The following is a 26,134-nucleotide window of genomic DNA, read 5'->3' as shown; positions in this document are numbered from 1 at the left end:
GCCAGGCGGAATACAACGCGGCGAAAAAGAACGGGGCAGAAGGCCCCGGCGCTGAGCGTGTCCGGCAGGAGCGGTAGACTTGGGCCGTTCAAGTTCTTGTGCTCCTCGGCGCGTGCTGTTTACGCGTGGCGTGGGTGGGCATGAGCGTCAACAATAAGAAGGGATTGAACGAACGTGCTGCGTACACATTTGGCAGGCGAACTGCGCAAGGAGATGGCGGGGCAGTCTGTCACGCTAACCGGTTGGGTGGCGCGCCGCCGCGACCATGGTGGTGTCATCTTCATCGACTTGCGCGACCGCTCTGGCATCGCCCAGGTGGTCTTCCGTGAGACCGAGGTGGCTGAGCGCGCCCACGACCTGCGCTCTGAGTACTGCGTCAAGGTCACCGGCGTCGTCGAGCCGCGCCCGGAGGGTTCTGCGAACCCGAACCTGGCTTCCGGTGAGATCGAGGTCAACGTCACCGACCTTGAGGTGCTCAACAAGTCCGCCGCGCTGCCGTTCCAGATCGATGATCCTTCCTCCTCCGGCGAGGTGGGCGAGGAGACCCGTCTCAAGTACCGCTACCTCGACCTGCGCCGTGAGCGCCAGGCCAACGCTCTGCGCCTGCGTTCTGCTGCCAACCGCGCGGCTCGCCAGGTGCTCGATAGCCACGACTTCACCGAAATCGAGACCCCGACGCTGACCCGCTCCACCCCGGAGGGCGCTCGCGACTTCCTGGTTCCGGCTCGCCTGAAGCCGGGCAGCTGGTACGCCCTGCCGCAGTCCCCGCAGCTGTTCAAGCAGCTGCTCATGGTCTCCGGCATGGAGCGCTACTACCAGATTGCTCGCTGCTACCGCGATGAGGACTTCCGCGCCGACCGCCAGCCGGAGTTCACCCAGCTGGACGTGGAGATGTCCTTCGTGGACCAGGACGATGTCATCGCCCTGGCGGAAGAGGTCGTCTCCGCGCTGTGGAAGCTCATCGGCTACGAGATCAAGACCCCGATCCCGCGCATGACCTACGCAGACGCCATGAAGTACTACGGCTCCGATAAGCCGGACCTGCGCTTCGACATCAAGATTGTGGAGTGCACGGACTTCTTCAAGGACACCACCTTCCGCGTATTCCAAAACGAGTACGTCGGTGCCGTCGTCATGGAGGGCGGCGCCTCCCAGCCGCGCCGCCAGTTCGATGCCTGGCAGGACTGGGCCAAGCAGCGCGGTGCGAAGGGCCTGGCCTACATCACCATTGCGGAGGACGGAACCCTCGGCGGCCCGGTAGCCAAGAACATCACCGACGCTGAGCGCGAGGGTATCGCTGAGCACGTCGGCGCTAAGCCGGGTGACGCCATCTTCTTCGCCGCCGGTGACACCAAGTCCTCCCGCGCCCTGCTCGGCGCAGCCCGCGGCGAGATTGCGAAGAAGCTGGACCTCATCAAGGAGGGCGACTGGGCCTTTACCTGGGTCGTGGACGCTCCGCTGTTCGAGCCTTCCGCAGACGCCACCGCATCCGGTGACGTGGCTCTGGGCCACTCCAAGTGGACCGCCGTCCACCACGCCTTTACCTCCCCGAAGCCGGAGTACCTGGACAACTTTGACAAGAACCCGGGCGAGGCACTGGCATACGCCTACGACATTGTCTGCAACGGCAACGAGATCGGCGGCGGCTCCATCCGTATCCACTCCCAGGACGTGCAGAAGCGTGTCTTCGATGTCATGGGCATTGGTGACGAGGAAGCACAGGAGAAGTTCGGCTTCCTGCTCGATGCTTTCCAGTACGGTGCCCCGCCGCACGGCGGCATCGCCTTCGGCTGGGACCGCATCGTCTCCCTGCTGGGCGGATTCGATTCCATCCGCGACGTCATCGCCTTCCCGAAGTCTGGCGGCGGCGTTGACCCGCTGACCGATGCTCCGGGTACCATCCCGGCGGCGCAGCGCAAGGAAACCGGCGTGGATTTCAAGCCGGAGAAGGCAGACAAGGCCGCCAAGGCTGACAAGTCTGCGAAGGCCGACAAGTAAGGCGCCCTGTTAACGCGAGTCCCCGGACACTGCGATAGTCATGACTCTTGGAGCGTGGCTTTTCCACCGTCCGGGGACTCAGTTGTGAGGAGTATGATTGCGGGACCGAGGAGAAAGGTGGGTGTTTCACCGTGAGCGACGAGTACGCACGAGACCCTGAGGGCCAGGTTGAGGTGATTGACCGCGTCGTGGCGGAGGCCGCGCAGCTGCTGTCGCGCCGGTTCGGTGGTGAGCCGGATCTGAGCGGGGCAGAGCTTCTCGGCGGTTCCGGCAATGCCGTAGTCTTGCGTGTGCGCACCACCCCGAGCGCCTTCTTCCCGCACCGCTCCGTGGTGATCAAGTACAACCCGGTCACCGGCCACACCATCGATGATGCAGCGCTCTTGCGGGAGGTTGTGGCCTACCAGTTCACTACCTCCATGGCGGAGGAGGTCCGGCCCGGTCCGGTGCTGCTGGCGCACGACGTGGACAAGCGCATCCTCGTGTTGTCAGATGCCGGAGATGGCGACACCCTGGCGGACACCCTCGCCCGCAGCGGCGAGAGCGACCGCGGAGACCTGCTACGCATGCTCGGCAGCTCCCTGGGCAAGATGCACGCGGGCACAGCGAGCCGCGAGGAGGACTACGACGCCCTGCTGCACCGGCAGCTGCGCCGCCATCCGGAGTACGCCAAACACCAGGCGTTGCGCGATGACTCACTGCAGCGCTCCATCCTTATCGGGGCCGATATCCTCGACCACGCCGGCCTGACCCCGCCGGAGGACGTGCTCGCCTTGGCCCGAACGGCGACTGCCAGCTTGAGCTCCGGCCGCGACCGCGCTTTCACCCCGTTCGACCTGTCCCCGGACAACATCATCGTGGGGCAGAAGCTCACCTTCTTGGACTATGAGTGGGCGGGCTTCCGCAACGTAGGCTTTGACGTGGCCTGCGTTATCGCCGGCTTCCCGCAGTTCCTCTTTACGCGCCCGATTACGGACGAGGAAGCAGACATCTTTATCCACGCCTGGCAGCGCCGCATTGTCAACGTATGGCCGCAGCTGGCCGACGACGACACTCTGCACCGCCTGCTCGTGGCCTCCCTCATCGGCTGGGCGTTGTCCAGCGTGACCACCATGTACGCCGGTGGCATCGAAGGCGTGGTGGCACTGGCGGAGGGCAACGCGGAGATTTACCACGATGCGCACCGCTCCCTGCTGCGCCCGCCGGATCACGGTCCGTTTTCTGAGGACGAGGTCCTCATCCGGCGCGATTTGTACGAGACGTTTGAGGCGCTGTCGCGCTACGCCGCGCAGTGCGGCAGCGAGGTGTGCCTGCCGGTGGCGAAGTTTGGGCGCGAGGTAGCCGCGCGCCTGCGGGAGTCCTAATGGCACAAGACTCGCTTTTCGGGGCTCTGGGTGGCGATCCCGCCGCCTCGCGCCCGGGAGCGCCGGGGCAGGATATCTTTGCCACCCATTCCGGTTCGCCGCTGGCGGCACGGATGCGGCCGCAGTCCCTCGAGGAAGTCGTAGGCCAGGAGCACCTGCTGGAGCCCGGCAAGCCGTTGCGCCGGCTTATTGAGGGATCGGGCGAAGCATCCGTCATTCTGTACGGCCCGCCCGGTACGGGCAAGACCACGATTGCTTCCCTGATTGCCAAGTCCCTGGGAGACAACTTCATCGGTCTGTCTGCCTTGGATTCCGGCGTCAAGCAGGTGCGCGAGGTCATTACGCACGCCCGCCAGGAACTTATCCACGGCCGCCGCACGGTGCTCTTTATCGACGAGGTCCATCGCTTTTCCAAAACGCAACAGGACGCACTGCTTGCCGCCGTAGAGAACCGGACCGTGCTGCTGGTGGCCGCGACGACGGAGAACCCGTCCTTTTCTGTCGTCGCCCCGCTGCTGTCACGCTCGCTCCTGTTGCACCTGGAGCCGCTCGAGGACCCGGCGCTGCGAGCCTTGGCGGAACGTGCCCTGACAAGTGAGCGGGGTCTGAATGGGCGCATCACCGCCACGTCCGACGCCCTGGATCAGCTGGTCCTGTTAGCCGGAGGGGACGCGCGCCGCACGTTGACGTACCTGGAGGCCGCAGCGGAAGCGGTGCCTGATGGCGGCGAGCTGACCAGTGAGATCATTAAGGACAACGTCAACCGTGCAGTGGTGCGCTACGACCGCGATGGCGACCAGCACTACGATGTGGTCTCCGCCTTCATCAAATCCATCCGTGGCTCGGATGTCGACGCTGCTCTGCACTACCTGGCGCGCATGGTGGAGGCGGGGGAGGACCCGCGGTTTATCGCCCGTCGCCTCATAGTCCACGCGTCCGAGGACATTGGCATGGCGGATCCGACGGCCCTGCCCACCGCGGTCGCGGCCGCGCAGGCCGCCGCACTGATTGGGCTGCCCGAGGCGCGCATTCCTTTGGCGCAGGCCACGATTCACCTCGCCACCGCGCCGAAGTCGAACTCGGTGATTAACGCCATCGGCGCCGCCCAGGCCGACGTCCAGGCGGGCAAGATCGGCCACGTGCCGCCGCATTTGCGCGATGGCCACTACGAGGGCGCGAAACGCCTGGGCAACGCCGTGGGCTACGTTTATCCCCACGACGACCCACGAGGCGTGGTGGCGCAGCAGTACCTGCCGGACGCGCTGGCCGACGCCGAGTATTACCAGCCCACCGACCACGGTGCCGAAAAGCGGGTCCGCGACTACCTGGGCCGGCTGCGGGACATCATTCGGGGGCGGCGTCGATAAGCGTGGGCAACGACGGGTAAAGTTGAGCGCTGATAGAAACCGCTCAACAGTGAAGGACTTTTGCTCGTGAAGACTCATGAGATCCGGGAACGCTTTACCCAGCATTTCGTCAAGGCCGGCCACGAGGCCGTGCCCAGCGCGTCGCTGATCCTGGATGACCCGAACCTGCTCTTCGTTAACGCCGGCATGGTTCCCTTCAAGCCCTACTTCTTGGGCCAGCAGAACCCGCCGTTTGCAAACGGCACCGCTACCTCCATCCAGAAGTGCGTGCGCACCTTGGACATCGAAGAGGTCGGTATCACCACCCGTCACAACACCTTCTTCCAGATGGCGGGCAACTTCTCCTTCGGCCAATACTTCAAGGAAGGCGCCATCACGCACGCGTGGACGCTGCTGACCGGCGCGGTGGAGGACGGCGGCCTGGGCCTCGACCCGGAGCGTCTGTGGGTCACCGTATACCTTGACGACGATGAGGCCGCAGAAATCTGGCACAACAAGATTGGAGTGCCGCGCGAGCGCATCCAGCGCCTCGGAATGGAAGATAATTACTGGTCTATGGGCATCCCGGGCCCGTGCGGTCCGTGCTCCGAGATCTACTACGACCGCGGCCCCGAGTACGGCCAGGACGGCGGCCCCGTGGCGGACGATAACCGCTACATGGAGATCTGGAACCTGGTCTTCATGCAGAACGAGCGCGGCGAAGGCATTGGCAAGGGAAACTTCGAGATCGTCGGCGAGCTGCCCAAGAAGAACATCGATACCGGCCTGGGCATTGAGCGCGTGGCCTGCATCCTGCAGGGTGTCGATAACGTCTACGAGACGGACCTGCTGCGCCCGGTTATTGACGTGGCGGAGGAGCTCACCGGCGCGAAGTACGTTCCGGATGCTCCGAAGGAGGACCTCATCCGCTTCCGCGTGGTGGCGGATCACTCCCGCACCGGCATGATGCTCATCCTGGACGGTGTGACCCCGGGCAACGAGGGCCGCGGGTACATCCTGCGCCGTCTGCTGCGCCGCATCATTCGCTCCGCCAAGCTGTTGGGCGCGAAGGGCGAGACCATGGAGCGCTTCATGAACACCATCATGGACACCATGACCCCCTCTTATCCGGAGATTGCGGAGAACCGCGAACGCATCCTGCGCGTGGCCGTCAACGAAGAGAAGGCCTTCCTCAAGACGCTGGAGTCTGGTACCAAGCTTTTCGACGAAGCAGTGGAGGAGCTTAAGAACACCTCCCGCGCCGCCACCGCGAAGGTGTTGCCCGGTGACAAGGCGTTCGAGCTGCACGATACCTACGGTTTCCCCATCGACCTGACCCTGGAGATGGCGCAGGAGGCCGGACTGAGCGTGGACATGGAGGGCTTCGATGCCGCCATGGGTGAGCAGCGCCGTCGCGCCAAGGCTGATAGCCAGGCTAAGAAGCACGGCCACGCCGATCTTTCCCTGTACCGCGGCTGGGTGGATAACCACGCTACGGTGTTCACCGGCTACGAGACGCTGGAGTCCGACGCCAAGGTGATCGGCCTGGTCCGCGATGGCCAGAAGGTCTCCGAGGTGCAGGCCGGTGACACGGTGGAGGTCATCCTGGACCAGTCGCCGCTGTACGCTGAGGCCGGCGGCCAGACCGCCGACCGCGGCCGGATTCTCCAGGGCGAGACGCTGCTCGAGGTCAACGACGTGCAGAAGATCGGTAAGAAGCTGTGGGTTCACAAGGCCACCGTCACCTCGGGCGGCTTGGAGCTCGGCAGCGGGGTTACCGCGGCGGTTGATGAGAAGTGGCGCCACGGTGCGGTGCAGGCGCACTCGGCGACGCACCTCATCCACGCCGCGCTGCGCCAGGTGCTTGGCCCCACGGCGGTCCAGGCTGGTTCCTTGAACCGTCCGGGGTACCTGCGCTTCGACTTCAACTACACCGAGCAGCTCACCCCGGAGCAGCTGGAGGAGATTGCTCTGGTGACCAACCAGGCAGTGGATCAGCACTTCGAGGTGCACACCATCGAGACCTCTTTGGATAAGGCCAAGGAAATGGGAGCGATGGCGCTGTTCGGTGAGAACTATGGTTCCGAGGTTCGCGTGGTGGAGATGGGCGGACCCTTCTCCATCGAGCTGTGTGGTGGTACCCACGTGGCTAACACCGCGGAGATCGGGCCGGTGTCCGTGCTGGGTGAGTCTTCCGTGGGCTCCGGTGCCCGCCGCATTGAGGCCTACTCCGGCCTGGATGCCTTCCGTTACTACTCCAAGGAGACCGCCCTGGTGGAGGGCGTCTCCCGTGAGCTCAAGGTGCAGACTGAAGATCTGCCGGAGCGCATCGCACAGCTCACGGAGAAGCTCAAGGCTGCAGAGAAGCAGATTGATGAGCTGCACAAGGCGCAGCTGATGTCCCAGACTGCGGAGATGATTCAGGGAGCTAGCGAGGTCAACGGTTTCACCGTGGTCTCCGTCAAGTTGCCGAACGGTGTCAACGGCGGGGACCTGCGCACCCTGGCTTCGGACATCAAGAACCGTTTGGGAGACGTCGCTGGTATCGTGGCGCTGGCTTCGGAGAACGAGGGCGGCAAGCTGCCGTTCATCGTCGGCGCCACCAAGGCGGCTAACGAGCGTGGCGTCAAGGCAGGAGACTTGGTGAAGACCATCTCCGGCTACGTCGACGGCAAGGGCGGCGGCAAGCCGGATATGGCGCAGGGCTCCGGTGCTCGTCCGGACGGCCTGCAGGCAGCGTTTGATGCGCTGCGTGACGAACTCGCCGCACACTAGGACGCGAGGGAGGAGAGCGACAGTATGGCAGCAATCGAGCCCGATACTCCGGGCGCGGACGATCCCGGCCCGGGCCGACGCCTGGGACTCGATGTAGGCACCGTGCGCATCGGCGTGGCGGTGTCGAACCGCGAGGCCACGTTGGCCATGCCGGTGGAGACCGTGGCGCGCCAGACCGGTTTTAAGGACCGGGACAAGGGCGACATTGACCGCTTGCTGGAGCTCATCCGCGAGTATGACGTTGTCGAAATCGCCGTGGGTTTGCCCCGTGATTTGAAGGGGAATGGCTCAAAGAGTGTGAAACATGCCAAAGAAATAGCGTTTCGCATCCGCCGGCGACTAGACAGAGATGACACGATAAGTGTAGTTCCGCCCGTGCGCATGGTGGATGAGCGCCTCACCACGGTGGCGGCCACGAGTGCGCTGCGGGCCTCTGGTGTGTCAGAGAAGCGTGGGCGCGCGGTCATTGACCAAGCGGCTGCGGTGGAAATTTTGCAATCCTGGCTGGATGCGCGCCATTTCGCGTTGAGCGGCCCTAATTCAGGCCCTGAGCCTTCACACTGAGGAGACTAAGTACGTGAGCCGTAAACCATCACGCATCGGACGCTCGATGGAGCCGAAGCACGTCAAACGACGCCAGCGCGGCCTCGCCGTGCTGATTGCCTGCCTCGTCCTGATCATCGGCGGGTTGGGCTACATCGGATTCCGCCTGCTGGGAGGAGGAAGCACCTTGGACTACGAGGGTCAGGGTAATGGAGTTGTCCAGATGGTGGAGGTCCCTGAAGGGTCCTCGATGAGCCAGCTGGCGCCCACGCTGGCGGAGAAGAACGTGGTGAAGACCCCTGAGGCCTTTACCTCTGCGGCCAACAGCAACCCGCGGGCGAGCCAGATCAAGCCGGGCTTCTACCGCCTCCAAGAAGAAATGAGTGCGAAGTCCGCGGTCGAGGCACTGTTGGATGAGTCCAACCAGGTCGACATGCTCGACGTCCAGGGCGGTGCAACGCTGCAGGACGTCAACCTGGTGGGCGGCGACGTGCGCTTTGGTATCTACTCGCAGATTTCGGAAGTCTCCTGCAAGGAGGGCGGCTGCGTTTCTGCTGAGGACCTGGAGAAGGTTGCCGCTACCGTGGATCCGGCGGAGCTGGGCGCTCCGGAGTGGGCTCTTGATGCCGTCCGTGCTCGTGGGGATGACCCCAAGCGCTTGGAGGGCCTCATCGCCCCGGGCCAGTACGTCATCGACCCGAACATGGATGCCCAGCAAATTCTGAGGGATCTGGTGTCTCGCTCCACGAAGCGCTACAACGACACCGACATCGTGGCCCGTGCTGAGGCCATCGGCCTAAAGCCCTACGAGCTGCTCACCGCCGCATCCCTGGTGGAGCGCGAGTCCCCGGCCGGAGAGTTCTCCAAGGTCGCCCGAGTCATCCTCAACCGTCTCGACGAGCCGATGCGCCTGGAGCTGGACTCTACGGTCAACTACGGCCTTAAGGACGTGGAGCTGGCAACTACCGACGAGGACCGCGGCCGCGAGACCCCGTGGAACACCTACGCCAAGGATGGCCTGCCGGATACGCCTATTGCCTCGCCGTCCGAGGACGCCATCACCGCCATGGAGAACCCGGCCGAGGGTAACTGGCTGTTCTTCGTGACGGTGGACAGCGAGGGTACCACGGTGTTCACCGATAACTACGATGAGCACCTGGCCAATGTCGACGCCGCTGTGCGCTCCGGCATCCTGGACAGCAAGCGCGAGGGCGCAGGCAATGGTGATGGCGGCGAGGCGCCCGCGCCGGAGGAAGCTCCAGCAGAGGCCCCGGCTGAGGGCCAGTAGCCCATGCCTAAGGCCGCCGTTCTGGGAAGTCCGATTTCCCATTCCCTATCCCCAGTCCTTCACAATGCCGGCTACGCCGCGCTGGGGCTGGAGCACTGGGAGTATGAGAAGATTGAGGTCACGGACCTTCCTGCCTTTCTTACTTCGGCAGGGGAGGATTACCGCGGATTCTCCGTCACCATGCCGCTGAAGTTCGATGCGTTGGCGTGCGCGGATAACGTCTCCGAGCGCGCGCAGCTCATCGGCTCCGCTAATACCTTGGTCCGTACGGACGACGGCTGGCGCGCTGACAACACCGACACTGAGGGGGTGCTGGGCGCGCTCGAGGAGCTTGGCGTGGAGGGAGCCTCGGCGCTGCTCATCGGGGCTGGTGGCACCGCCCGACCAGTGCTGTGGGGCCTAGCGCAGCGCGGCGTGCGCGCCGTCACCGTGCTCAACCGCTCCGACCGCGTAGCAGAGCTGCGCCCGCTGGCAAGCGAGCTTGGCATCACGCTCAGCGCCGCGACGTTCTCGGACGATTTGAAACGCATCGCGCGGTCCGCCGACCTCATCGTATCCACCGTGCCCTCTGCCGCACTGGATAGCTACGTGCCGCAGCTTGCCAAGGCGCCGGTCTTTGACGTCATCTACGACCCTTGGCCTACGCCGCTGACGAAGTACGCCGCTGCGGACGGTATGGCGACTGTAGGTGGCCACATAATGCTGGCGAACCAGGCTTACTCCCAGTTCGAGCAGTTCACCGGCTACCCCGCCCCGCGTGCGGAAATGCTCGCCGCTCTGCAGGCCGCCGTGGGCGTGACAGGTTAAGCCGCCTCGTAGCCAGCGCCGAAGAGGTGGCCATTTCCGTGGCGCGTGGTGACCATCGCCACGGTATACTCCGGCGTCATGGGGGTCTTAATTCTGGTGGCGTGGGGGTGCGCCCTGTGTATCTTTGACGTGCGGTATAAGCGCCTGCCTAACTTTCTGACGCTTCCTGCCGCTGCCGTATCGTTGCTCTGGTTCAGCCCGGCCGGGCTCGTCTGGCCGGGACTGTACGTGGCGCTGGCGATTGTCACGAAGACGGGAAGCGTGGGCGGCGGGGATCTAAAGCTCGCCGTGCCCCTTGGAATGCTCACCGCCCACGCCTTTGGGGTGATGGGGGTCCTCGGGGCGATGATGGGGGCGTCGCTAGGCACCGTGGTGTGGGGACTCGTGACGCGGGATAAAGCACCGCCGCACGGGCCGGGAATGCTGCTGGTCGCCGCGCTTGTAGTGATTTTTAGCCCCAACACGGTGTGATTGAGCACCTAGTGCGCACGAAAGCACATGTGGCGTGCGATAATTGTCCGCATGCTTCGTTGGACTACCGCAGGGGAGTCCCACGGTCAGGCGCTCATTGCACTGCTTGAGCACATGCCGGCCGGGGTTCCTATCTCTCAACACGACATTGCTCTTCAGCTTTCCCGCCGTCGCCTCGGCTACGGCCGCGGCGCCCGCATGAAGTTTGAGGCCGACGATCTCACCCTGCTTAGCGGCATCCGTCACGGAAAGACTCTGGGCAGCCCAATCGCCATGATGATTGGCAATACCGAGTGGCCGAAGTGGACCACCATCATGTCGCCAGATGTAGTGGACTTGGAGGACCCGGAGGTAGCCAAGGCCATGGCCTCCGGCCGCGGCGCCGCGCTGACCCGCCCGCGCCCAGGCCACGCCGATTTCGCCGGAATGGTGAAGTTCGACCACTCTGAAGCACGGCCGATTCTGGAGCGCTCTTCCGCACGGGAGACGGCCGCGCGCGTCGCGGCAGCTACCGTGGCCCGCAACTTCCTCCGCGAAACCCTCGGCGTCGAGGTGTTTTCCCACGTCATCTCCATCGGTGGCTCCGAGGCCTATGCAGGCCCGCAGCCCACCTTTGCGGCGCTGCAGGAGATTGACGCCTCCCCGGTCCGGGCCTTCGACAAGGCGGCTGAGGAGTCCATGATTTCTGAGATTGAAACGGCGAAGAAGCAGGGCGATACGCTGGGCGGCATCGTCGAGGTTATCGTCGACGGCCTGCCGATTGGCCTGGGCTCCCACACCTCCGGCGAGGACCGGCTGGACGCACAGCTGGCCGCAGCGCTTATGGGCATCCAGGCCATCAAGGGCGTAGAAGTCGGCGACGGGTTCGCTGAAGCCCGCCGCCGTGGCAGCGAGGCCCACGATGAGATGGTGCGCACCGCTACCGGAGTGGAGCGCGAGAGCAACCGCGCCGGCGGCTTGGAGGGCGGCATGACCAACGGTCAGACGCTGCGCCTGCGTGCAGCGATGAAGCCGATCTCCACCGTGCCGCGCGCTTTGAAGACCGTGGACATGGCCACCGGCTCGGCGGCCACGGCCATCCACCAGCGCTCGGACGTGTGCGCCGTCCCGGCTGCGGGCGTCGTAGCGGAGGCCATGGTGGCCCTCGTACTCGCGCGCGCCGTCCTGGAAAAGTTCGGCGGCGACTCGGTGGCGGAGACCAAGCGCAATATCTCCTCCTACCAGGAGTATGTTGCGGACCGGCTGACGTGGGGTGAGGCATGAGCACTCCACACGTCGTTCTCGTCGGCCCTCCCGGGGCAGGCAAGTCCACCATCGGCCGCCGCCTGTCGCGCGCCCTGAACTGCCAGCTGGTGGATACCGATGAGCTCCTGGAAATCCAGTACGGCAAGGCCTGCGGTGAGGTCTTTTCGGAGCTAGGGGAGCAGGCTTTCCGCGAGGCGGAGGCGGAGCAGGTCAAGACTGCGCTCAGCACCGGTGGGGTGGTTAGCCTCGGTGGTGGCGCGGTGCTCACTGAGTCCACCCGCGCGCTGCTGGATTCCCTCACCGTGGTCTACCTTGAGGTCACCCCGGAGGAAGGCGTGGCCCGCACGCTGGGGGATGCCAACCGCCCGGTTCTGGACTCGGCCGATCCCTTCGCGCACTACGCCCAGCTTTTGGAAACACGCCGCCCGCTTTACACGGAGGTCGCGGACCTCAAGGTGCGCACTGGCGTGCGCTCGCCGCAGCAGGTCGTGGGCGATATCCTGAGCTTCCTCGAAACTCTCTAAGGGGTAGCAGCAATGCGCACCATTTCCGTCAACGGTCCAGCACCCTACGAGGTCACCATCGGCCACGGCCTCAGCGGCCAAATTGTGGAGCACCTGGACGGGATCGGCGCCGGCAAGGTGGCCATCATCCACCAGCCGCCTCTGCGGAAGGCGGCTCAGGACTTGGCGTCCGCGCTCACGCGCGCGGGCGCGCAGGCCCACCTCCTGCAGGTGCCGGATGCTGAAGCAGCCAAGCAGCTCGACGTCCTTGCCGGGCTGTGGGACAGCCTGGGGCAGGCGGGCTTTAGCCGCCGCGACGCTGTGGTGGGCCTGGGCGGTGGGGCCGTGACCGATCTCGCCGGATTCGCGGCCGCGACCTGGATGCGGGGAATCCCGGTCATCCAAGCCCCCACCACGCTGCTGGCGATGGTGGATGCGGCCGTGGGAGGCAAGACCGGTATCAATACCTCCGCGGGAAAGAACCTGGTGGGCGCGTTCCACGAGCCCTCCGCGGTCTTTGTGGACCTGGAGCGCCTAGAGACTCTGCCGGCGGCAGAGATCGTCGCCGGGTCCGCGGAGATCATTAAGACGGGCTTCATTCATGACCCCGCCATTATCGAGCACTACCGCACTAGTCCAGCTGCGTGCCTTGACACGAAGGGTATTCTTCCGGAGCTCATTGAGCGCTCCATCGCTGTGAAGGCCCACGTGGTGGGCCAGGACCTCAAGGAAGCAGGGCTGCGTGAAACCCTCAACTACGGCCACACCTTCGGCCACGCGGTGGAGCGCCGTGAAAAGTACACCTGGCGCCACGGCCGCGCGGTTGCGGTCGGCATGATGTTCATTGCCCACCTGTCGCATGCGCGCGGGCTGATCGACGATGCCCTGCTCGATATCCACCGTGACATCCTTACCTCAGTGGGACTGCCCACCACCTATGCGCCCGGGCACTTCGCCGAGCTGGTGGAGGGCATGCGCCACGATAAGAAGAACCGCGGCGGCCACATCCGCTTCGTGGCGCTGACAGGAATCGGTCAGACCACGCGCATCGAGGACGCCACGGACGCGGAGCTCAAGGCTGCCTACGCCGCGATTTCTAATACGTCCGCTGCACACTAGGAGATTTCCATGACCATTCTTGTCCTCAACGGCCCCAACCTGAACCGCCTGGGAAAACGTCAGCCGGACATCTATGGCTCGGAGACCCTGGGGGACGTCGAGAAGCGCGTGCGTGACGCCGCCGGGGCCGAAGAGATCATTTTCTTTCAGTCCAACCACGAAGGCGAGCTCATTGACCAGGTGCACCGCGCCGCCGACGCAGGGTGGCCCGTCATCATCAACCCGGGCGGGTTTACCCACACCTCCGTGGCGCTGCGGGATGCGCTGGCTGAGGTCGCAGACGGTGCTGGCTTCGTAGAGGTGCACCTGTCCAACGTGCATGCGCGCGAGCCCTTCCGGCACCACTCTTATCTCAGCCCCATCGCGCGCGGGGTCATCGCTGGTCTGGGAACTTATGGGTACGTCGCGGCACTGGGGTACTTCCTGGCTGATTAGTTATCATGGAGTATCGCCCATTTAGATAGGAGTGGTTCTTCATGGCTTTGGCCGATACTCGTTTTAGTAACCGCCGCCGCAAGCTCGCCTCCGAGCTCGCTGGGCAGCGCATCGACGCCGTTGTTGTCACACACCTGACGCACGTGCGCTACCTCTCCGGTTTTTCCGGTTCCAACGGCGGATTGCTGCTGCGCAAGGATCTCTCGGCGCTCATGGCTACCGATGGGCGCTACACCACCCAGATTGCGGAGGAAGTACCAGACCTCGAAGCCGTGCTCGGTCGCGACGTCGGCCCACACCTTCTCAGCACGCTGGAGGGCGAGCTGCGCGTGGGTTATGAGGCGGACTACGTGAGCGTCTCGCAGCTGGAGCGCCTGAAAAAGGCCGCTCCGGACGGGGTGACGCTGGTGCCGGTCAGCGGGGTGATTGAAAAGATTCGCCTGGTTAAAGACCCGATTGAGCTGGAGAAGCTGGAGGAGATCGCGGCCCTAGCCAATCAGGCACTCACGGAGCTCGTGGAGGCAGGGGAGATTGCCGCCGGCCGCACCGAGCGTCAGGTCGCCGCCGACTTGGAGTACCGCATGCGCATGCTGGGTTCGGAGCGCGTGAGCTTCGATACCATCGTGGCCTCCGGCGAGAACTCCGCGAAGCCGCACCACGGCGCCGACGACCGCGAGCTGCGCGACGGCGACCTGGTCACCATCGACTTCGGCGCGCACCTGCGGGGTTTCAACTCCGACTGCACCCGTACCTTTGCCATCGGGAACGTCACTGACTTCGCGCGCGAGATCTACGATGTGGTTCTGCGGGCCCAGCTCGCTGGCGTCGCGGCGTCCGTGCCGGGAGCCGCGCTTATCGACGTTGACGCGGCCTGCCGCGACGTCATCACCGACGCCGGCTACGGCGAGTACTTCGTGCACTCCACGGGCCACGGCATTGGCCTCGACGTCCACGAGGGCCCCTCGGCGGCGAAGACCAGCAAGGGAGAGCTGGCCGAAGGCATGACGCTGACCATCGAACCGGGCATCTACGTGCCTGGCAAGGGCGGCGTGCGCATCGAGGACAGCCTGATCATTACCTCCGGCGAGCCGAAGATTATTACCGCGTACCCGAAGGACCTTCAAGTCCTCTAGAAGCGGCCACCCCGGCATACCGAGCACGGAGTGCGTACGGTATGCTTGGACACTGTTTTCATAGTTTCAACCTCAATTATTTCGGGAGAGTCATTTCATGGCAGATACCACTGACTTCAAGAACGGCCTCGTTCTGAAGATCGACAACAAGCTGCAGCAGATCGTTGAGTTCCAGCACGTTAAGCCGGGCAAAGGCCCTGCCTTCGTGCGTACCAAGCTCAAGGATGTGGTCTCCGGCAAGGTGACGGATAAGACCTTTAACGCTGGTGTCAAGGTGGAGACCGCCAACGTGGACCGCCGCGACATGACCTACCTGTACAACGATGGCCAGAACTACGTGGTCATGGATGACAAGACCTTCGAGCAGTACGAGCTGCCGTTCGAGAAGTTCGGCGAGGCCGGCAAGTTCCTGCTGGAGAACATGCGCGTGCAGGTTTCCTTCCACGACGGTGAGGCCCTCTTCGGCGAGCTGCCGATCTCCGTGGACCTCAAGGTCGAGCACACCGAGCCCGGCCTGCAGGGCGACCGCTCCAATGGTGGCACCAAGCCGGCTACCCTCGAGACCGGCGCCGAGATCCAGGTTCCGCTGTTCATCGAGATCGGCAACGTTCTTAAGATCGATACCCGCACCGGCGAGTACCTCTCCCGCGTCAACAACTAATATGACCCAGCCCGAGCCGAACTATAAGCGCCACACTGCGCGCTACCGTGCGCGCCGCCGCGCTGCTGACATCCTGTTCGAGGCGGAGTCGCGCGACGTAGATCCCGTGGCCATCGTGGAGGACCGCGTGGCGCTCGCGCGCGATCCGGAAAACGGTGTGGCCCCGATTGCGGAGTACACCCGCGAGATTGTCTCCGGCGCCGCCGAGGAGCTGGACGCCATCGATGAGGCCATCGCGCGCTACCTCTCCGATGAGTGGTCGCTCGAGCGCATCCCCGCGGTGGACCGCGCCATCATGCGCGTATCCGTGTGGGAGATCCTCTTCAACGCGGATGTTCCGAACGCCACCGCACTGGTGGAGGGCGTGGAGCTGGCCTCGGAGTACTCCAACGACCAGGCAGCACCGTATATCCACGCAGTGCTAGACGACGTCATCCAGGCGCAGTCCGCCGATAGTCCCATGGCCGCGTCCACGGACGAGGCTGAGGCGGCGACTGACGCTGAGGCCGAGTAGGGGCCGAGTACGAGAGAGCGCCTACTGGCTGATACGACGAAAGTCCGGTCCTACCGTGATGGTAGGGCCGGACTTTGTGCATCGTAGGGGGGGCACGCAGCCGAGCTTTGCTTGCTCTAGAATAGAGAGGACAGGAAGTCCTTGGTGCGCTGGTGCTGCGGGTTATCCAGAACCTGTTCGGGGGCGCCGGATTCCACCACGGTTCCGCCATCCATGAAGTAGATCTTGTCGGCCACCTCGCGGGCAAAGCCCATCTCGTGGGTGACCACGAGCATGGTCATGCCATCGGCCGCGAGCTCCTTCATGACGCGCAGCACCTCGCCGACGAGCTCGGGGTCGAGGGCGGAGGTGGGTTCGTCGAAAAGCATGAGCTTCGGGTCCATGGCCACCGCACGCGCGATGGCCACGCGCTGCTGCTGGCCGCCGGAGAGCTGCACCGGATAGGCATCGGCCTTGTGCGCCAGGCCGACCTTCTCCAGCAGCTCCATCGCGCGCTCTTTCGCCTCCTCCGGCTTCTGCTTCTTGACCTGCACCGGGGCTTCGATGATGTTTTCCAATACGGTGCGGTGGCTAAACAGATTGAACTGCTGGAAGACCATGCCGATGTCCTGGCGCTGGGCTGCGGCCTCCTTTTCGGAGATCTCGTACAGCACGCCGTCGCGTTCGCGGTAGCCGATGATCTCGCCGTCGATGTACAGGCGGCCGGCGGTGACCTTTTCCAAGTGGTTGCAGCAGCGCAGGAACGTGGATTTGCCGGAGCCGGAGGGGCCGAGGAGGCACGCCACCTCGCCCGGCATGACGGTGATGTCGATGCCCTTGAGCACCTCCAGTTGCCCGAAGGACTTGTGCACGTTCTGCGCGGAAATCATGGGAGTGGCCATTAGTTCTTAACCTCCGGGATGACGGAAACGTTGCGGGGGATGGTGCCTTCGGCGTCGGCCAGCGCGGCAAGCTGGCGGCCGGTGAGCTCACGCGTCGCGCCGCGCTCGAAGCGGCGCTCCAGGAAGTACTGGGCCACCATGAGCAGCGACGTGATGGCCAGGTACCAGGTAGCGGCAACCATGAGCAGGGGAATCGGCTCGAAGAGCGCGGCGGAGATGTCGGTGGCGCGGCCGAAGATCTCGGCGGTGTAGGGAATGGCCACGACCAAGGAGGAGGTCTTGAGTAGGGAGATGAACTCGTTGCCGGTGGGTGGGATGATGATGCGCATGGCCTGCGGCAGGACCGTGCGGCGCATGGTCATCCACCAGCCCATGCCCAGCGCCTTACACGCCTCCTTCTGGCCCTCCGGGACCGAGGAGATGCCGGAGCGCACGATTTCTGCCATGTACGCCACCTCATTGAGGCCCAAGCCCAGCACGGACAGGAGGAAGGCGTTGGTGAGAACCTCGGTCAGGGAAATCTCCGTAAAGCCCAGGTTGATGGACTGATACAGGGCGGAGAGCAGGCCCCAGAACACCAGCTGCACGTAGATCGGGGTGCCGCGGAAGAGCCAGAGGAACAGCCAGGCTACGCCGCCGAGCACCGGGTTGGGGGACATGCGCATCACAGCGAGTGCGGCGCCGCCGATAACGCCGATGATCATCGCCAGAATCGTAATCGCGATGGTGTGCAGCGCGGCGGTGGCGATGCGGGTATCGAAGAGGTACTGCGCATAGGTGCCCCAGCCGAAGGCCTCGTTGCGGGCGGAGGCAATGATGAACCAGAGGCCCAGCAGCACGAGCACCGTGGCGAAGACCCAGCGCCACGGGTGGCGCAGCGGGCGGGCCTCAATCTTGGGCGGGGTCTCGGCTGACGGGGCGGACGCCGGCCGGGCCGGTGACGGATGTGCTGAGTTAGTCATTGATCGGCCTTTCATTAATCATTGCGTGTTCGACGTGTCCTTCCTCGACGCCCCAGGCGCTCATGATCCGGGCGTATTCCCCGGTGTCGATGAGGTGCTGGAAGGCGGCGGCGACTGCCTTGCCCAGGTCCGAATCCTTCGGCACGGCGAAGCCGTACGGGCTGGCCTCAAACATCTCGCCGACCATCTTCATGCGGCCGTCGGAACGGTTGACCGCCCAGGAGGAGACGGGGGAGTCGGCGGACAGCGCGTCCGCGCGGCCCATGAGGACGGCGAGCGCCGCATTGTCGTTGGTGTCGTAGGAGAGGATGGTGAGGTCGCCGCCGCAGGCTTCCTGCTTTGGGCGCAGGTCGTCGGTCTCGGAGACCGTGGTGCGCTGTACCGCGACGGTGAGGCCGCACGGATGAGAGGGGTCGACGTCCCGGGGGCCTTCGGCAAGCGCGGCCCACTGGATGCCGGCGTAGAAAGTATCGACAAAATCGAAATTCTCCCGGCGGTCCGGAGTGTCCGTGAAGCCGGAACCGCCGATATCCACCTGCCCGGACTGCACGGCCGGGAGGATCATGGAAAAGTCCTGCTCCACCGGCCTAAATTCGAGTCCCAGGACCTCCGCGACAGCGTGGGCGAGATCCATCTCGAGGCCAATGAGCGCGCCGTCGGAATCCTTAAACTGAAAGGGCGCGAAGGGGGGGATTGGTACCCACGGTAAGAACCCCATCGGCGTCCTGATACATCGCGGCGATGTCGGGAACCTCGTCCACGTCGGGCGCGGCCCAACCTTCCGGCAGGGCCGGTTCCTCGTTGGTGACGCAGCCAGACAGGCCGCTGGCACCAAGTATTGCCGCTGCGCTGAGGACGGCTGTGAGCTTCTTCATTGTTCAACCTTCTCTTGAACCTTCTCGTAGGTCGCCGCCTTCCGTGCGTCCGCCACGATGAACGCGGCAACGATGATCCCGCCCAAGACAATCATGAGCAGGATGAGCGGGGTGGAGGCGTCCTGGTCCGCGCCCCAGGGCCACAGTGCGCGCAGCGAGCCCAGCATGAAGCCGGCCATGGCAGCCAAGGTGGGATCGCGGTGGGTGTCCAGCAGGTAGTTGAGCACCTTGACAAAGGCGGCCAAGCCGCACAGGGCGCCGAGTGCGAACACACCAATGACGGCGAAGTTTCGGTCCGATACCGCCCCGATGATCGGCTGGTACAGGCCCATGGTCAGCAGCATGAGGGAGCCGGACACGCCCGGCAGCACCAGGGCGCAGATGGCGATCATGGCGGCCAAGAAGATGACGATGTAGCTGGGGTTATCCACCGGATCTGAGGTGTAACCGGTGACAAAGAAGATGGCGATAGCGGCCACCACGAAGGAGATGATGGCGGACGGAGAGGTCCGGCGAGACAGCATGCTCAGCGGCACGATGATGGACACCAAGACCATGCCCAGGAAGAGACCGCTGGACAGCGAGACCTGGTTCTCCACAAAGCTGTGCAGCAGGCTGGAGAAGCCGAATACAGCGAGGAACATGCCCACTGCGACGGAGATGAGGAAGCCCCATTCCACCTTCTTGAAGCGGCCGGAGATGAGGTCGTTGGCGTTGTGGAGGGCGCGTTCGTAGATACCGACGATCAGCGCGACCGTGCCGCCGGAAATGCCCGGGACGAGCTCGGCCATGCCAATGAGGGCGCCGCGGATGGCGTTGAGAAAATAGTGCATAAACCGAAATTAGCGATGATGTGCTCCGCGGTGGGGGTGCCGTGCCGAGGAGACGGGGTGAGCAGATGACTTCTTATTCTCTCACCAGCCGCCAGGCTTATGCAAACTATTCAGTTCGTGGAAGGTTATACGCTTCCCGTGTTGGGGGGACTACATGGGCAGGCGCTTGGCCACCTCGGCGTAGATGGCCCCGAGGACGGCGAAGGCGGCAAAACCGATCAGCGCATCCAGCATCACTGCGTAGAAGTTGTTGAGCTGCGGGTTATCGGAGGACGCGGCGGCGTCGTGTACTTCCTTGATGTAGGAGGAGCCTTCCAGCTTGGAGGAGGCCTCCTGGCTGTTGCTCGACTGCGGCTCGGCGGCGGTGGCAACGGCAGCGGTGCCGCCCAGGGTAAGGGCGAGGGACGTGCTCAGTGCGATAAGGGTGCGACGCATGGGGGTAGGGTTCCTTTCCGTCATATACGTAAAGCACCCCACAGCCTCTCAAGCTGTGGGGTGACATTGTGCCCCTGGTGAGACTCGAACTCACACTACACGGGTTTTGAATCCGTTGCCTCTGCCAATTGGGCTACAGGGGCGCACTGGATGAAATAGTAGCGCAGGCGCATGGCCGGAACCTAATTGCCCCGCCTATCTGCCACACCCAGGGCGGGCTGTGGCGGGTGAGCGGACGCGTTAGGATGGGCCGGGTGACTACATCTTTGCCCCGACTCTTGCTTATCGACGGCCACTCGATGGCCTTCCGTGCATTTTATGCACTGCCTGCGGAGAACTTCTCCACCTCGGGCGGTCAGCACACCAACGCCGTCTACGGCTTCCTTTCTATGCTGTCCAACATCCTGGCTGAGGAGCAGCCGGATTTCGTGGCAGTGGCGTTCGACGTGGGCCGCAAAACCTTCCGCACGGAGATGTTCCCCGAGTACAAGGCGCAGCGTGAAGCAGCACCCGAGGAGTTCCGCGGCCAGGTCGAGCTCATTCGTGAGGTCTTGGGAACCCTGGGTATTACGACGTTGTCGCGCGAAAACTTCGAGGCCGACGACATCGTGGCCACGTTGTCCACGCAGGCGGGCAACGACTTTGAGACGCTTCTGGTCACGGGTGACCGCGACTACCTGCAGCTGGTGAACGACACCACGACGGTGCTCTATCCCATGCGTGGCGTGTCGACCCTGCACCGCTTTACGCCGGCCGCCGTGGAGGAGAAGTACGGTCTGACCCCGCAGCAGTATCCAGACTTTGCGGCGCTGCGCGGCGACCCGTCAGACAACCTTCCCTCCGTTCCGAAGGTGGGGGAGAAGACTGCCACCAAGTGGATTACCCAGTACGGTTCCCTCGACGGGCTCATCGAGCACGCAGAGGAGATCAAGGGCGTGGCGGGCCAGAACTTCCGTGACCGCATTGAGCAGGTCAAGCTCAACCGCCAGCTCACGCAGATGATTACGGACATGGACTTGGAGGTTGGACCTGCGGATCTGGCCTTCCAGGGCGCGGTGGCCAGCGAGGTGGCCGCGCGATTCGATGAGCTGGAATTCGGCACCAACCTGCGCGAGCGTGTGCTCAAGGCGGTTCCGCACGACGCGGACGCAGAGGCCGATGCCGCCGAGAAGGCGCCTGAGGTGTCCGTGACCATCACCGACCAGCCGCTGGCGGAGTGGCTGCAGGGCGACGGCGACGGTGCTGCGCGCGAGCACGTTGCGGTCTTCGTGCAGGGCGATGGCACTCCGGGTGCGGGCGATGCGTCGGCGCTGGCGCTTGTCGACGCCTCCTTTGAGGGCCTCCAAGTCGAATTGGCCGATCTCAGTGCGGAGGACGATGCCGCCTTGGCGGCGTGGCTGTCCTCCGACGCGCCCAAGTACTTCCACGAGGCCAAGGCGGCGTTCCATATGCTGGCCGGCCGCGGCGTGGAACTTGCCGGCATCGCGCACGACACGGCCATCGCGGCTTACCTGCTGCGCCCCGGCCAGCGCACCTACGAACTGAGCGACGTGTACCAGCGCCACCTGCAGAAGTCCTTGGGCCAGGCCAGCGAGCAGTTGTCCATCCTGGATGACAACCCGCTGGTGGACCAGGCCGGCGCCATCATGGAGCTGGCCGCGGAGCTGACTAAGCAGCTACAGGACATCGATTCCTTTGAGCTCTACGCCGACTTGGAACTGCCGCTGGTGACGATCCTGGCGCGCATGGAGGCCACCGGCATCGCCGTGGACAAGGACGTCCTGGAAACCCAGCGCGACGCCTTCATTGAGCAGGTCAACGAGCAGGAGCGCGCTGCCCGCGAGCTGGCGGGCGATGATTCCCTCAACCTGAACTCGCCCAAGCAGCTGCAGGCCGTGCTTTTCGATACGTTCGACATGCCGAAGACGAAGAAGACCAAGACCGGCTACTCCACGGCGGCGAAGGAAATTGAGCAGTTGGCGGCCAGCCACCCGCACCCCTTCCTGGACCATCTTCTGGCGCACCGCGAGTACCAGAAGATGAAGACCACGCTGGAGGGGCTCATCAAGACCATCCAGCCGGACGGGCGCATCCACACCACCTTCAACCAAACGGTGGCCTCGACGGGCCGCCTCTCCTCGGCGGACCCGAACCTGCAGAACATCCCGGTGCGCACCGAGTCCGGCCGCCAGATCCGGTCGGCCTTCCACGTGGGCGAAGGCTTCGAGACTCTCATCACCGCCGACTACTCCCAGATCGAGATGCGCGTAATGGCGCATCTCTCGGAAGACCCGGGCCTGATTGAGGCCTACCGTGAGGGCGAAGACCTGCACAACTACGTCGGCTCCCGAGTCTTCGACGTCCCCGTCGATGAGGTGACCCCGGAGCTGCGCCGCCGCGTCAAGGCGATGTCTTACGGCTTGGTCTATGGCCTGTCCGCGTACGGCCTGTCGCAGCAGCTGGGCATCCCGGCTGGCGAAGCCAAGCAGATCATGGAGAGCTACTTCGAGCGCTTCGGCGGGGTGAAGCGCTACCTCGACGAGGTCGTCGTCCAGGCCCGGAAGGATGGCTACACCTCGACGCTCTTTGGCCGGCGCCGCTACCTGCCGGAGCTTAATTCCGACAACCGCGTGGCGCGGGAGAACGCGGAGCGCGCCGCCCTCAACGCACCTATCCAGGGCACGGCGGCGGACATTATCAAGGTGGCGATGGTGCGCGTGGATGCAGCTTTGAAGGGGATGTCCTCGCGCGTGCTGCTGCAGGTCCACGACGAACTCGTGGTGGAGGTCGCACCGGGCGAGGCCGAGCAGGTTCACGGCATCCTCGAGCGCGAGATGGACAAGGCTATCGAGTTGACCGTGCCGCTGGAGGTCTCCGTGGGGCAGGGCGCAAACTGGGACGCTGCCGCCCACTAAAGGAGCAACGGCCAAGGGCGTTCCCTAAAGGCCGGCTGCGCGCTCCAAATCCGTGGGCGCGCGGCGCTCGACCAGGCAGCCAGCCAGAAGGTCGAAGGGAGTCTGGCCGAGGACAAGGACGCTCAACCCCAGCTCCGCGAGGACGACGCCCTCCACATAGGGCAGGCCGGTCAGCGCAAGCAAGGTCAGCAGGATCCAGCTATTGCGGATGAGAGCGCTGGCTACTCCGGGGTGCTGCGCAATGACCTCGAGCTTAAGCGACCACTTGCCCAGCGAGGTCTGCTTCGCAGCCTCCGCCCACACTCGGTAGGCGTAAAAGACCAGCGCTAGTGCCGCAATGTCGTAGATCTCGCCGGCGCGCCCTGTAAGCGCTCCGGAGGTGGCGAGGTTTACCAGCCACTTGCACACCACGATGATGGCAGCAGCCAGGAAGGCATCGATCCACCAGGCCACGACACGGCGAAAGAAAATCCCTAGGCGCTCGACAATCATGAACGTCAGCCTACCGGGCCGCCGTGCACACAAAGATGGCGGTGCCGGGAAAGAGGGCGCCGCGCTGCGGAGACCACTGTCCCCACGTGATGCTGAGATCCTCCGGCCACTCGGGCTCGACCAGGTTGCGAATCTCAAAGGCACCGCGAACCTGCAGAGCGCGAATCCAATCACCCATCGTGCGGTGAAACTCTGCGTAGGTCAGGTTGCCCTCGCTGTCCTGCTCAAGATATGCGCGGTCGAAGTAGGACAACTCCGCTGTGAGACTCTCCGGATCGTCGGGAAAGACCCAGCGCATGGGGTGCGGCACGGAAAAGACGAAGCGCCCGCCGGGGCGGAGGACACGGTGGACCTCGGCCAGGGCTGCGTCGAGATCAGCCACGAACGGCAGCGCACCGAAAGCTGAAAAGACCACGTCGAAAGAATCGGTACGGTAGGGCAGCGCCAGCGAATCCGCCTGGACGAGCGGCATTCCCGGGCGGGCGTGGTGGAGCATGCCCCGAGAAATATCAAAGCCGGTGGCAAACCCCGCTTGGTCCTGCAGCCACGCGGTGCAGGGCGCGGAACCGCACCCCAGCTCGAGCACCGTGGACTGGGCAAGCTCCGCGGTGCTGCCCAAGAGCCGGGCATCGGCCTCGTGGAGCATCTCCGGGCACCAGTAAAAAGAGGAGAGATACTCGGGATGGGAGGCATGGTAGGTCGCGGCGTCGCGGTCCCAGTAGTCCTGGTTGGCCGTGGAGGGAGAAAACATAAGTCCTTTCGCGGGGCACATTTGCCGTTTTAGCTGCGGGGATGTAGTGTTGGTCGGGCGTGTCTATGACTCGGGACGCGCTGGGCTGCTGTAGGAGGGCTCAGGCGGTCTGCGAGTCGGGATTGAAATCCATCCTAAGTCTTGCGCGTTTGCGCTGCTTAGAGACGCTTTTCAAGAGATGCGTAACTGTCCATTTACGATCTCCTACGTTTATTCGGAGCATAACTACATGCCAACTTCTAACACCCCTCAGGTTGCGATCAACGATATCGGAACCGCAGAGGACTTCCTCGCAGCTGTCGACGCCACCATCAAGTACTTCAATGACGGTGACATCGTCGAGGGCACCGTGGTCAAGGTTGACCACGACGAGGTCCTGCTCGATATCGGTTACAAGACCGAGGGCGTCATCCCGTCCCGCGAGCTCTCCATCAAGCACGACATCAACCCGGATGAGGTTGTTGAGGTCGGCGACGAGATCGACGCACTGGTTCTCACCAAGGAGGACAAGGAAGGCCGTCTGATCCTGTCCAAGAAGCGCGCACAGTACGAGCGCGCTTGGGGCGCCGTCGAAGAGCTGCACGCCAAGGAGGAGCCGGTTACCGGTACCGTCATCGAGGTCGTCAAGGGTGGTCTCATCCTCGACATCGGCCTGCGTGGCTTCCTGCCGGCATCCCTCGTTGAGATGCGCCGCGTGCGCGACCTGGAGCCGTACATCGGCCAGGAGCTCGAGGCCAAGATCATCGAGCTGGACAAGCAGCGCAACAACGTTGTTCTGTCCCGCCGTGCATACCTCGAGCAGACCCAGTCCGAGGTCCGCTCCGAGTTCCTGCACCAGCTGCAGAAGGGCCAGGTCCGCAAGGGCGTTGTCTCCTCCATCGTCAACTTCGGCGCCTTCGTCGATCTCGGCGGTGTCGACGGCCTGGTTCACGTTTCCGAGCTGTCCTGGAAGCACATCGACCACCCGTCTGAGGTTGTCACCGTGGGCGACGAAGTCACCGTCGAGGTTCTCGACGTCGACTTGGACCGCGAGCGCGTGTCCCTGTCCCTGAAGGCAACTCAGGAGGATCCGTGGCGCGTCTTCGCCCGCACCCACGCTGTGGGCCAGATCGTCCCGGGCAAGGTCACCAAGCTTGTTCCGTTCGGCGCCTTCGTCCGCGTCGAGGAGGGCATCGAGGGCCTCGTCCACATCTCCGAGCTGGCTCAGCGCCACGTGGAGGTCCCGGACCAGGTTGTCACCGTGGGCCAGGAAGTCATGGTCAAGGTCATCGACATCGACCTCGAGCGTCGTCGTATCTCCCTGTCTGTGAAGCAGGCAGACGAGGACTACACCGACGAGTTTGATCCGTCCAAGTACGGCATGGCTGACTCCTACGACGAGCAGGGCAACTACGTGTTCCCGGAGGGCTTCGACCCGGAGACCAACGAGTGGCTCGAGGGCTACGACGAGCAGCGTCAGGCTTGGGAGGCTCGCTACGCCGAGTCCGAGCGTCGCTTCAACCTGCACACCGCGCAGATTGAGCGCAACCGTGCTGCAGCCGCTGAGGCCGCCGAGTCCGCTGCCAACAACTCCAACTACTCTTCCGAGTCCCAGGATGCAGCTCCGGCATCCGAGACCCAGGCAGAGGTTGGCGGTTCCCTGGCTTCTGACGAGCAGCTCGCTGCTCTGCGCGACAAGCTCGCTGGCAACTAGAGCCTCTAACTAGTCTCCCCATTCGGGGCACTAGTGAAGGCATGCCAGGCCGCTTCTTCCACCACGGTGGGAGGGGCGGCCTTCGCCGTTTTCAT

At 64.2% G+C, this 26,134-nt stretch carries 23 protein-coding genes, 1 tRNA gene and 1 pseudogene; 17 read left to right on the top strand and 8 right to left on the bottom strand.

Annotated elements, in window-relative coordinates:
- Positions 1 to 174: 174 nt before the first annotated feature.
- The 15 genes from aspS (at position 175) to nusB (ending at position 16,202) form a co-directional block, all read left to right on the top strand.
- Positions 175 to 1,998: an aspartate--tRNA ligase gene (gene aspS, locus ACLI1P_RS07355; protein WP_306507375.1), complete on the top strand. Its 1,824-nt coding sequence runs from the start codon at positions 175 to 177 to the stop codon at positions 1,996 to 1,998.
- A gap of 131 nt (positions 1,999 to 2,129) precedes the next feature.
- The gene (locus ACLI1P_RS07350; RefSeq protein WP_306507374.1) at positions 2,130 to 3,362 is read left to right on the top strand and encodes a phosphotransferase; all 1,233 of its coding nucleotides are present in this window, start codon (positions 2,130 to 2,132) and stop codon (positions 3,360 to 3,362) included.
- Positions 3,362 to 4,729: a replication-associated recombination protein A gene (locus ACLI1P_RS07345; RefSeq protein ID WP_296133673.1), complete on the top strand. Its 1,368-nt coding sequence runs from the start codon at positions 3,362 to 3,364 to the stop codon at positions 4,727 to 4,729. Before ACLI1P_RS07350 ends, ACLI1P_RS07345 begins: the two co-directional genes overlap by 1 nt.
- A 66-nt stretch (positions 4,730 to 4,795) precedes the next feature.
- Entirely contained in the window at positions 4,796 to 7,483 is a 2,688-nt protein-coding gene (gene alaS, locus ACLI1P_RS07340) for an alanine--tRNA ligase (protein ID WP_296133674.1), read from the top strand.
- A gap of 24 nt (positions 7,484 to 7,507) precedes the next feature.
- Positions 7,508 to 8,047: a Holliday junction resolvase RuvX gene (gene ruvX, locus ACLI1P_RS07335; protein ID WP_296133676.1), complete on the top strand. Its 540-nt coding sequence runs from the start codon at positions 7,508 to 7,510 to the stop codon at positions 8,045 to 8,047.
- Between the two features lie 46 nt (positions 8,048 to 8,093).
- Entirely contained in the window at positions 8,094 to 9,314 is a 1,221-nt protein-coding gene (gene mltG / locus ACLI1P_RS07330) for an endolytic transglycosylase MltG (RefSeq protein WP_411709704.1), read from the top strand.
- A gap of 3 nt (positions 9,315 to 9,317) precedes the next feature.
- Positions 9,318 to 10,121: a shikimate dehydrogenase gene (locus ACLI1P_RS07325; RefSeq protein ID WP_411708471.1), complete on the top strand. Its 804-nt coding sequence runs from the start codon at positions 9,318 to 9,320 to the stop codon at positions 10,119 to 10,121.
- 78 nt (positions 10,122 to 10,199) lie between these two features.
- Positions 10,200 to 10,592, top strand: coding sequence for a prepilin peptidase (locus ACLI1P_RS07320; RefSeq protein ID WP_411708470.1), 393 nt, complete (start codon positions 10,200 to 10,202; stop codon positions 10,590 to 10,592).
- A 51-nt stretch (positions 10,593 to 10,643) separates the two neighbouring features.
- Positions 10,644 to 11,855: a chorismate synthase gene (gene aroC, locus ACLI1P_RS07315; RefSeq protein ID WP_411708469.1), complete on the top strand. Its 1,212-nt coding sequence runs from the start codon at positions 10,644 to 10,646 to the stop codon at positions 11,853 to 11,855.
- A complete protein-coding gene (locus tag ACLI1P_RS07310) occupies positions 11,852 to 12,361 on the top strand; it encodes a shikimate kinase (RefSeq protein WP_411708468.1) in 510 nt (169 codons plus the stop codon). The genes aroC and ACLI1P_RS07310 overlap by 4 nt, the downstream gene beginning before the upstream one ends.
- Positions 12,362 to 12,373: 12 nt before the next feature.
- The gene (aroB, locus tag ACLI1P_RS07305; RefSeq protein WP_411708467.1) at positions 12,374 to 13,459 is read left to right on the top strand and encodes a 3-dehydroquinate synthase; all 1,086 of its coding nucleotides are present in this window, start codon (positions 12,374 to 12,376) and stop codon (positions 13,457 to 13,459) included.
- 9 nt (positions 13,460 to 13,468) lie between these two features.
- Complete coding sequence (aroQ, locus tag ACLI1P_RS07300; RefSeq protein ID WP_411708466.1) at positions 13,469 to 13,894, top strand: type II 3-dehydroquinate dehydratase; 426 nt, start codon at positions 13,469 to 13,471, stop codon at positions 13,892 to 13,894.
- Positions 13,895 to 13,935: 41 nt separating this feature from the next.
- Positions 13,936 to 15,027: a M24 family metallopeptidase gene (locus tag ACLI1P_RS07295; RefSeq protein ID WP_411708465.1), complete on the top strand. Its 1,092-nt coding sequence runs from the start codon at positions 13,936 to 13,938 to the stop codon at positions 15,025 to 15,027.
- Positions 15,028 to 15,124: 97 nt separating this feature from the next.
- Positions 15,125 to 15,688 (top strand): elongation factor P, encoded by a 564-nt coding sequence (gene efp, locus ACLI1P_RS07290; RefSeq protein WP_296133690.1) that lies wholly within the window; start codon positions 15,125 to 15,127, stop codon positions 15,686 to 15,688.
- A gap of 1 nt (position 15,689) precedes the next feature.
- Positions 15,690 to 16,202, top strand: coding sequence for a transcription antitermination factor NusB (gene nusB, locus ACLI1P_RS07285; RefSeq protein WP_411708464.1), 513 nt, complete (start codon positions 15,690 to 15,692; stop codon positions 16,200 to 16,202).
- 116 nt (positions 16,203 to 16,318) lie between these two features.
- On the opposite strand, the gene ACLI1P_RS07280 is transcribed toward nusB, so the two are convergent.
- The 6 genes and pseudogenes from ACLI1P_RS07280 to ACLI1P_RS07255 all read right to left on the bottom strand — a co-directional run bounded on the left by ACLI1P_RS07280 (position 16,319) and on the right by ACLI1P_RS07255 (position 20,331).
- Positions 16,319 to 17,083, bottom strand: coding sequence for an amino acid ABC transporter ATP-binding protein (locus ACLI1P_RS07280; protein WP_411708463.1), 765 nt, complete (start codon positions 17,081 to 17,083; stop codon positions 16,319 to 16,321).
- Complete coding sequence (locus tag ACLI1P_RS07275; RefSeq protein WP_296133695.1) at positions 17,083 to 18,045, bottom strand: amino acid ABC transporter permease; 963 nt, start codon at positions 18,043 to 18,045, stop codon at positions 17,083 to 17,085. Before ACLI1P_RS07275 ends, ACLI1P_RS07280 begins: the two co-directional genes overlap by 1 nt.
- A pseudogene (locus ACLI1P_RS07270) lies at positions 18,038 to 18,920 on the bottom strand (ABC transporter substrate-binding protein). Before ACLI1P_RS07270 ends, ACLI1P_RS07275 begins: the two are co-directional and overlap by 8 nt.
- Complete coding sequence (locus tag ACLI1P_RS07265) at positions 18,917 to 19,753, bottom strand: DUF368 domain-containing protein (protein WP_411708462.1); 837 nt, start codon at positions 19,751 to 19,753, stop codon at positions 18,917 to 18,919. Before ACLI1P_RS07265 ends, ACLI1P_RS07270 begins: the two are co-directional and overlap by 4 nt.
- 150 nt (positions 19,754 to 19,903) lie before the next feature.
- Positions 19,904 to 20,188, bottom strand: coding sequence for a hypothetical protein (locus ACLI1P_RS07260; protein ID WP_296133699.1), 285 nt, complete (start codon positions 20,186 to 20,188; stop codon positions 19,904 to 19,906).
- A 69-nt stretch (positions 20,189 to 20,257) separates the two neighbouring features.
- Positions 20,258 to 20,331, bottom strand: a tRNA-Leu gene (locus tag ACLI1P_RS07255).
- A gap of 102 nt (positions 20,332 to 20,433) precedes the next feature.
- Between ACLI1P_RS07255 and polA the strand changes: the two genes are divergently transcribed.
- On the top strand, positions 20,434 to 23,103 hold the full coding sequence (gene polA, locus ACLI1P_RS07250) for a DNA polymerase I (protein ID WP_296133708.1): 2,670 nt from the start codon (positions 20,434 to 20,436) through the stop codon (positions 23,101 to 23,103).
- A gap of 24 nt (positions 23,104 to 23,127) precedes the next feature.
- Here polA and ACLI1P_RS07245 read toward each other — a convergent pair whose 3' ends face one another.
- The gene (locus ACLI1P_RS07245; RefSeq protein WP_411708461.1) at positions 23,128 to 23,595 is read right to left on the bottom strand and encodes an RDD family protein; all 468 of its coding nucleotides are present in this window, start codon (positions 23,593 to 23,595) and stop codon (positions 23,128 to 23,130) included.
- Between the two features lie 10 nt (positions 23,596 to 23,605).
- Positions 23,606 to 24,346, bottom strand: a complete 741-nt coding sequence (locus ACLI1P_RS07240) for a class I SAM-dependent methyltransferase (RefSeq protein WP_411708460.1) — start codon at positions 24,344 to 24,346, stop codon at positions 23,606 to 23,608.
- Between the two features lie 229 nt (positions 24,347 to 24,575).
- Between ACLI1P_RS07240 and rpsA the strand changes: the two genes are divergently transcribed.
- Positions 24,576 to 26,039: a 30S ribosomal protein S1 gene (rpsA, locus tag ACLI1P_RS07235; RefSeq protein ID WP_408930566.1), complete on the top strand. Its 1,464-nt coding sequence runs from the start codon at positions 24,576 to 24,578 to the stop codon at positions 26,037 to 26,039.
- The last annotated feature ends 95 nt before the right edge of the window (positions 26,040 to 26,134 follow it).

It is taken from the genome of Corynebacterium tardum (genome assembly GCF_046717785.1).
Classification (GTDB): Bacteria; Actinomycetota; Actinomycetes; order Mycobacteriales; family Mycobacteriaceae; genus Corynebacterium.
This window is presented reverse-complemented; position numbering and strand designations above follow the sequence as displayed.

Bases quoted from the DNA above. Each gene is read 5' to 3' on its own strand.
- ACLI1P_RS07245 (WP_411708461.1), bottom strand. From the start codon at position 23,595: ATGATTGTCGAGCGCCTAGGGATTTTCTTTCGCCGTGTCGTGGCCTGG.
- ACLI1P_RS07260 (WP_296133699.1), bottom strand. From the start codon at position 20,188: ATGCGTCGCACCCTTATCGCACTGAGCACGTCCCTCGCCCTTACCCTG.
- polA (WP_296133708.1), top strand. From the start codon at position 20,434: ATGGGCCGGGTGACTACATCTTTGCCCCGACTCTTGCTTATCGACGGC.
- ruvX (WP_296133676.1), top strand. From the start codon at position 7,508: ATGGCAGCAATCGAGCCCGATACTCCGGGCGCGGACGATCCCGGCCCG.
- aroQ (WP_411708466.1), top strand. From the start codon at position 13,469: ATGACCATTCTTGTCCTCAACGGCCCCAACCTGAACCGCCTGGGAAAA.
- ACLI1P_RS07275 (WP_296133695.1), bottom strand. From the start codon at position 18,045: ATGACTAACTCAGCACATCCGTCACCGGCCCGGCCGGCGTCCGCCCCG.
- ACLI1P_RS07280 (WP_411708463.1), bottom strand. From the start codon at position 17,083: ATGGCCACTCCCATGATTTCCGCGCAGAACGTGCACAAGTCCTTCGGG.
- ACLI1P_RS07320 (WP_411708470.1), top strand. From the start codon at position 10,200: ATGGGGGTCTTAATTCTGGTGGCGTGGGGGTGCGCCCTGTGTATCTTT.
- ACLI1P_RS07310 (WP_411708468.1), top strand. From the start codon at position 11,852: ATGAGCACTCCACACGTCGTTCTCGTCGGCCCTCCCGGGGCAGGCAAG.
- aroB (WP_411708467.1), top strand. From the start codon at position 12,374: ATGCGCACCATTTCCGTCAACGGTCCAGCACCCTACGAGGTCACCATC.
- ACLI1P_RS07240 (WP_411708460.1), bottom strand. From the start codon at position 24,346: ATGTTTTCTCCCTCCACGGCCAACCAGGACTACTGGGACCGCGACGCC.
- efp (WP_296133690.1), top strand. From the start codon at position 15,125: ATGGCAGATACCACTGACTTCAAGAACGGCCTCGTTCTGAAGATCGAC.
- ACLI1P_RS07295 (WP_411708465.1), top strand. From the start codon at position 13,936: ATGGCTTTGGCCGATACTCGTTTTAGTAACCGCCGCCGCAAGCTCGCC.
- ACLI1P_RS07345 (WP_296133673.1), top strand. From the start codon at position 3,362: ATGGCACAAGACTCGCTTTTCGGGGCTCTGGGTGGCGATCCCGCCGCC.
- mltG (WP_411709704.1), top strand. From the start codon at position 8,094: ATGGAGCCGAAGCACGTCAAACGACGCCAGCGCGGCCTCGCCGTGCTG.
- ACLI1P_RS07325 (WP_411708471.1), top strand. From the start codon at position 9,318: ATGCCTAAGGCCGCCGTTCTGGGAAGTCCGATTTCCCATTCCCTATCC.
- rpsA (WP_408930566.1), top strand. From the start codon at position 24,576: ATGCCAACTTCTAACACCCCTCAGGTTGCGATCAACGATATCGGAACC.
- aroC (WP_411708469.1), top strand. From the start codon at position 10,644: ATGCTTCGTTGGACTACCGCAGGGGAGTCCCACGGTCAGGCGCTCATT.
- nusB (WP_411708464.1), top strand. From the start codon at position 15,690: ATGACCCAGCCCGAGCCGAACTATAAGCGCCACACTGCGCGCTACCGT.
- ACLI1P_RS07265 (WP_411708462.1), bottom strand. From the start codon at position 19,753: ATGCACTATTTTCTCAACGCCATCCGCGGCGCCCTCATTGGCATGGCC.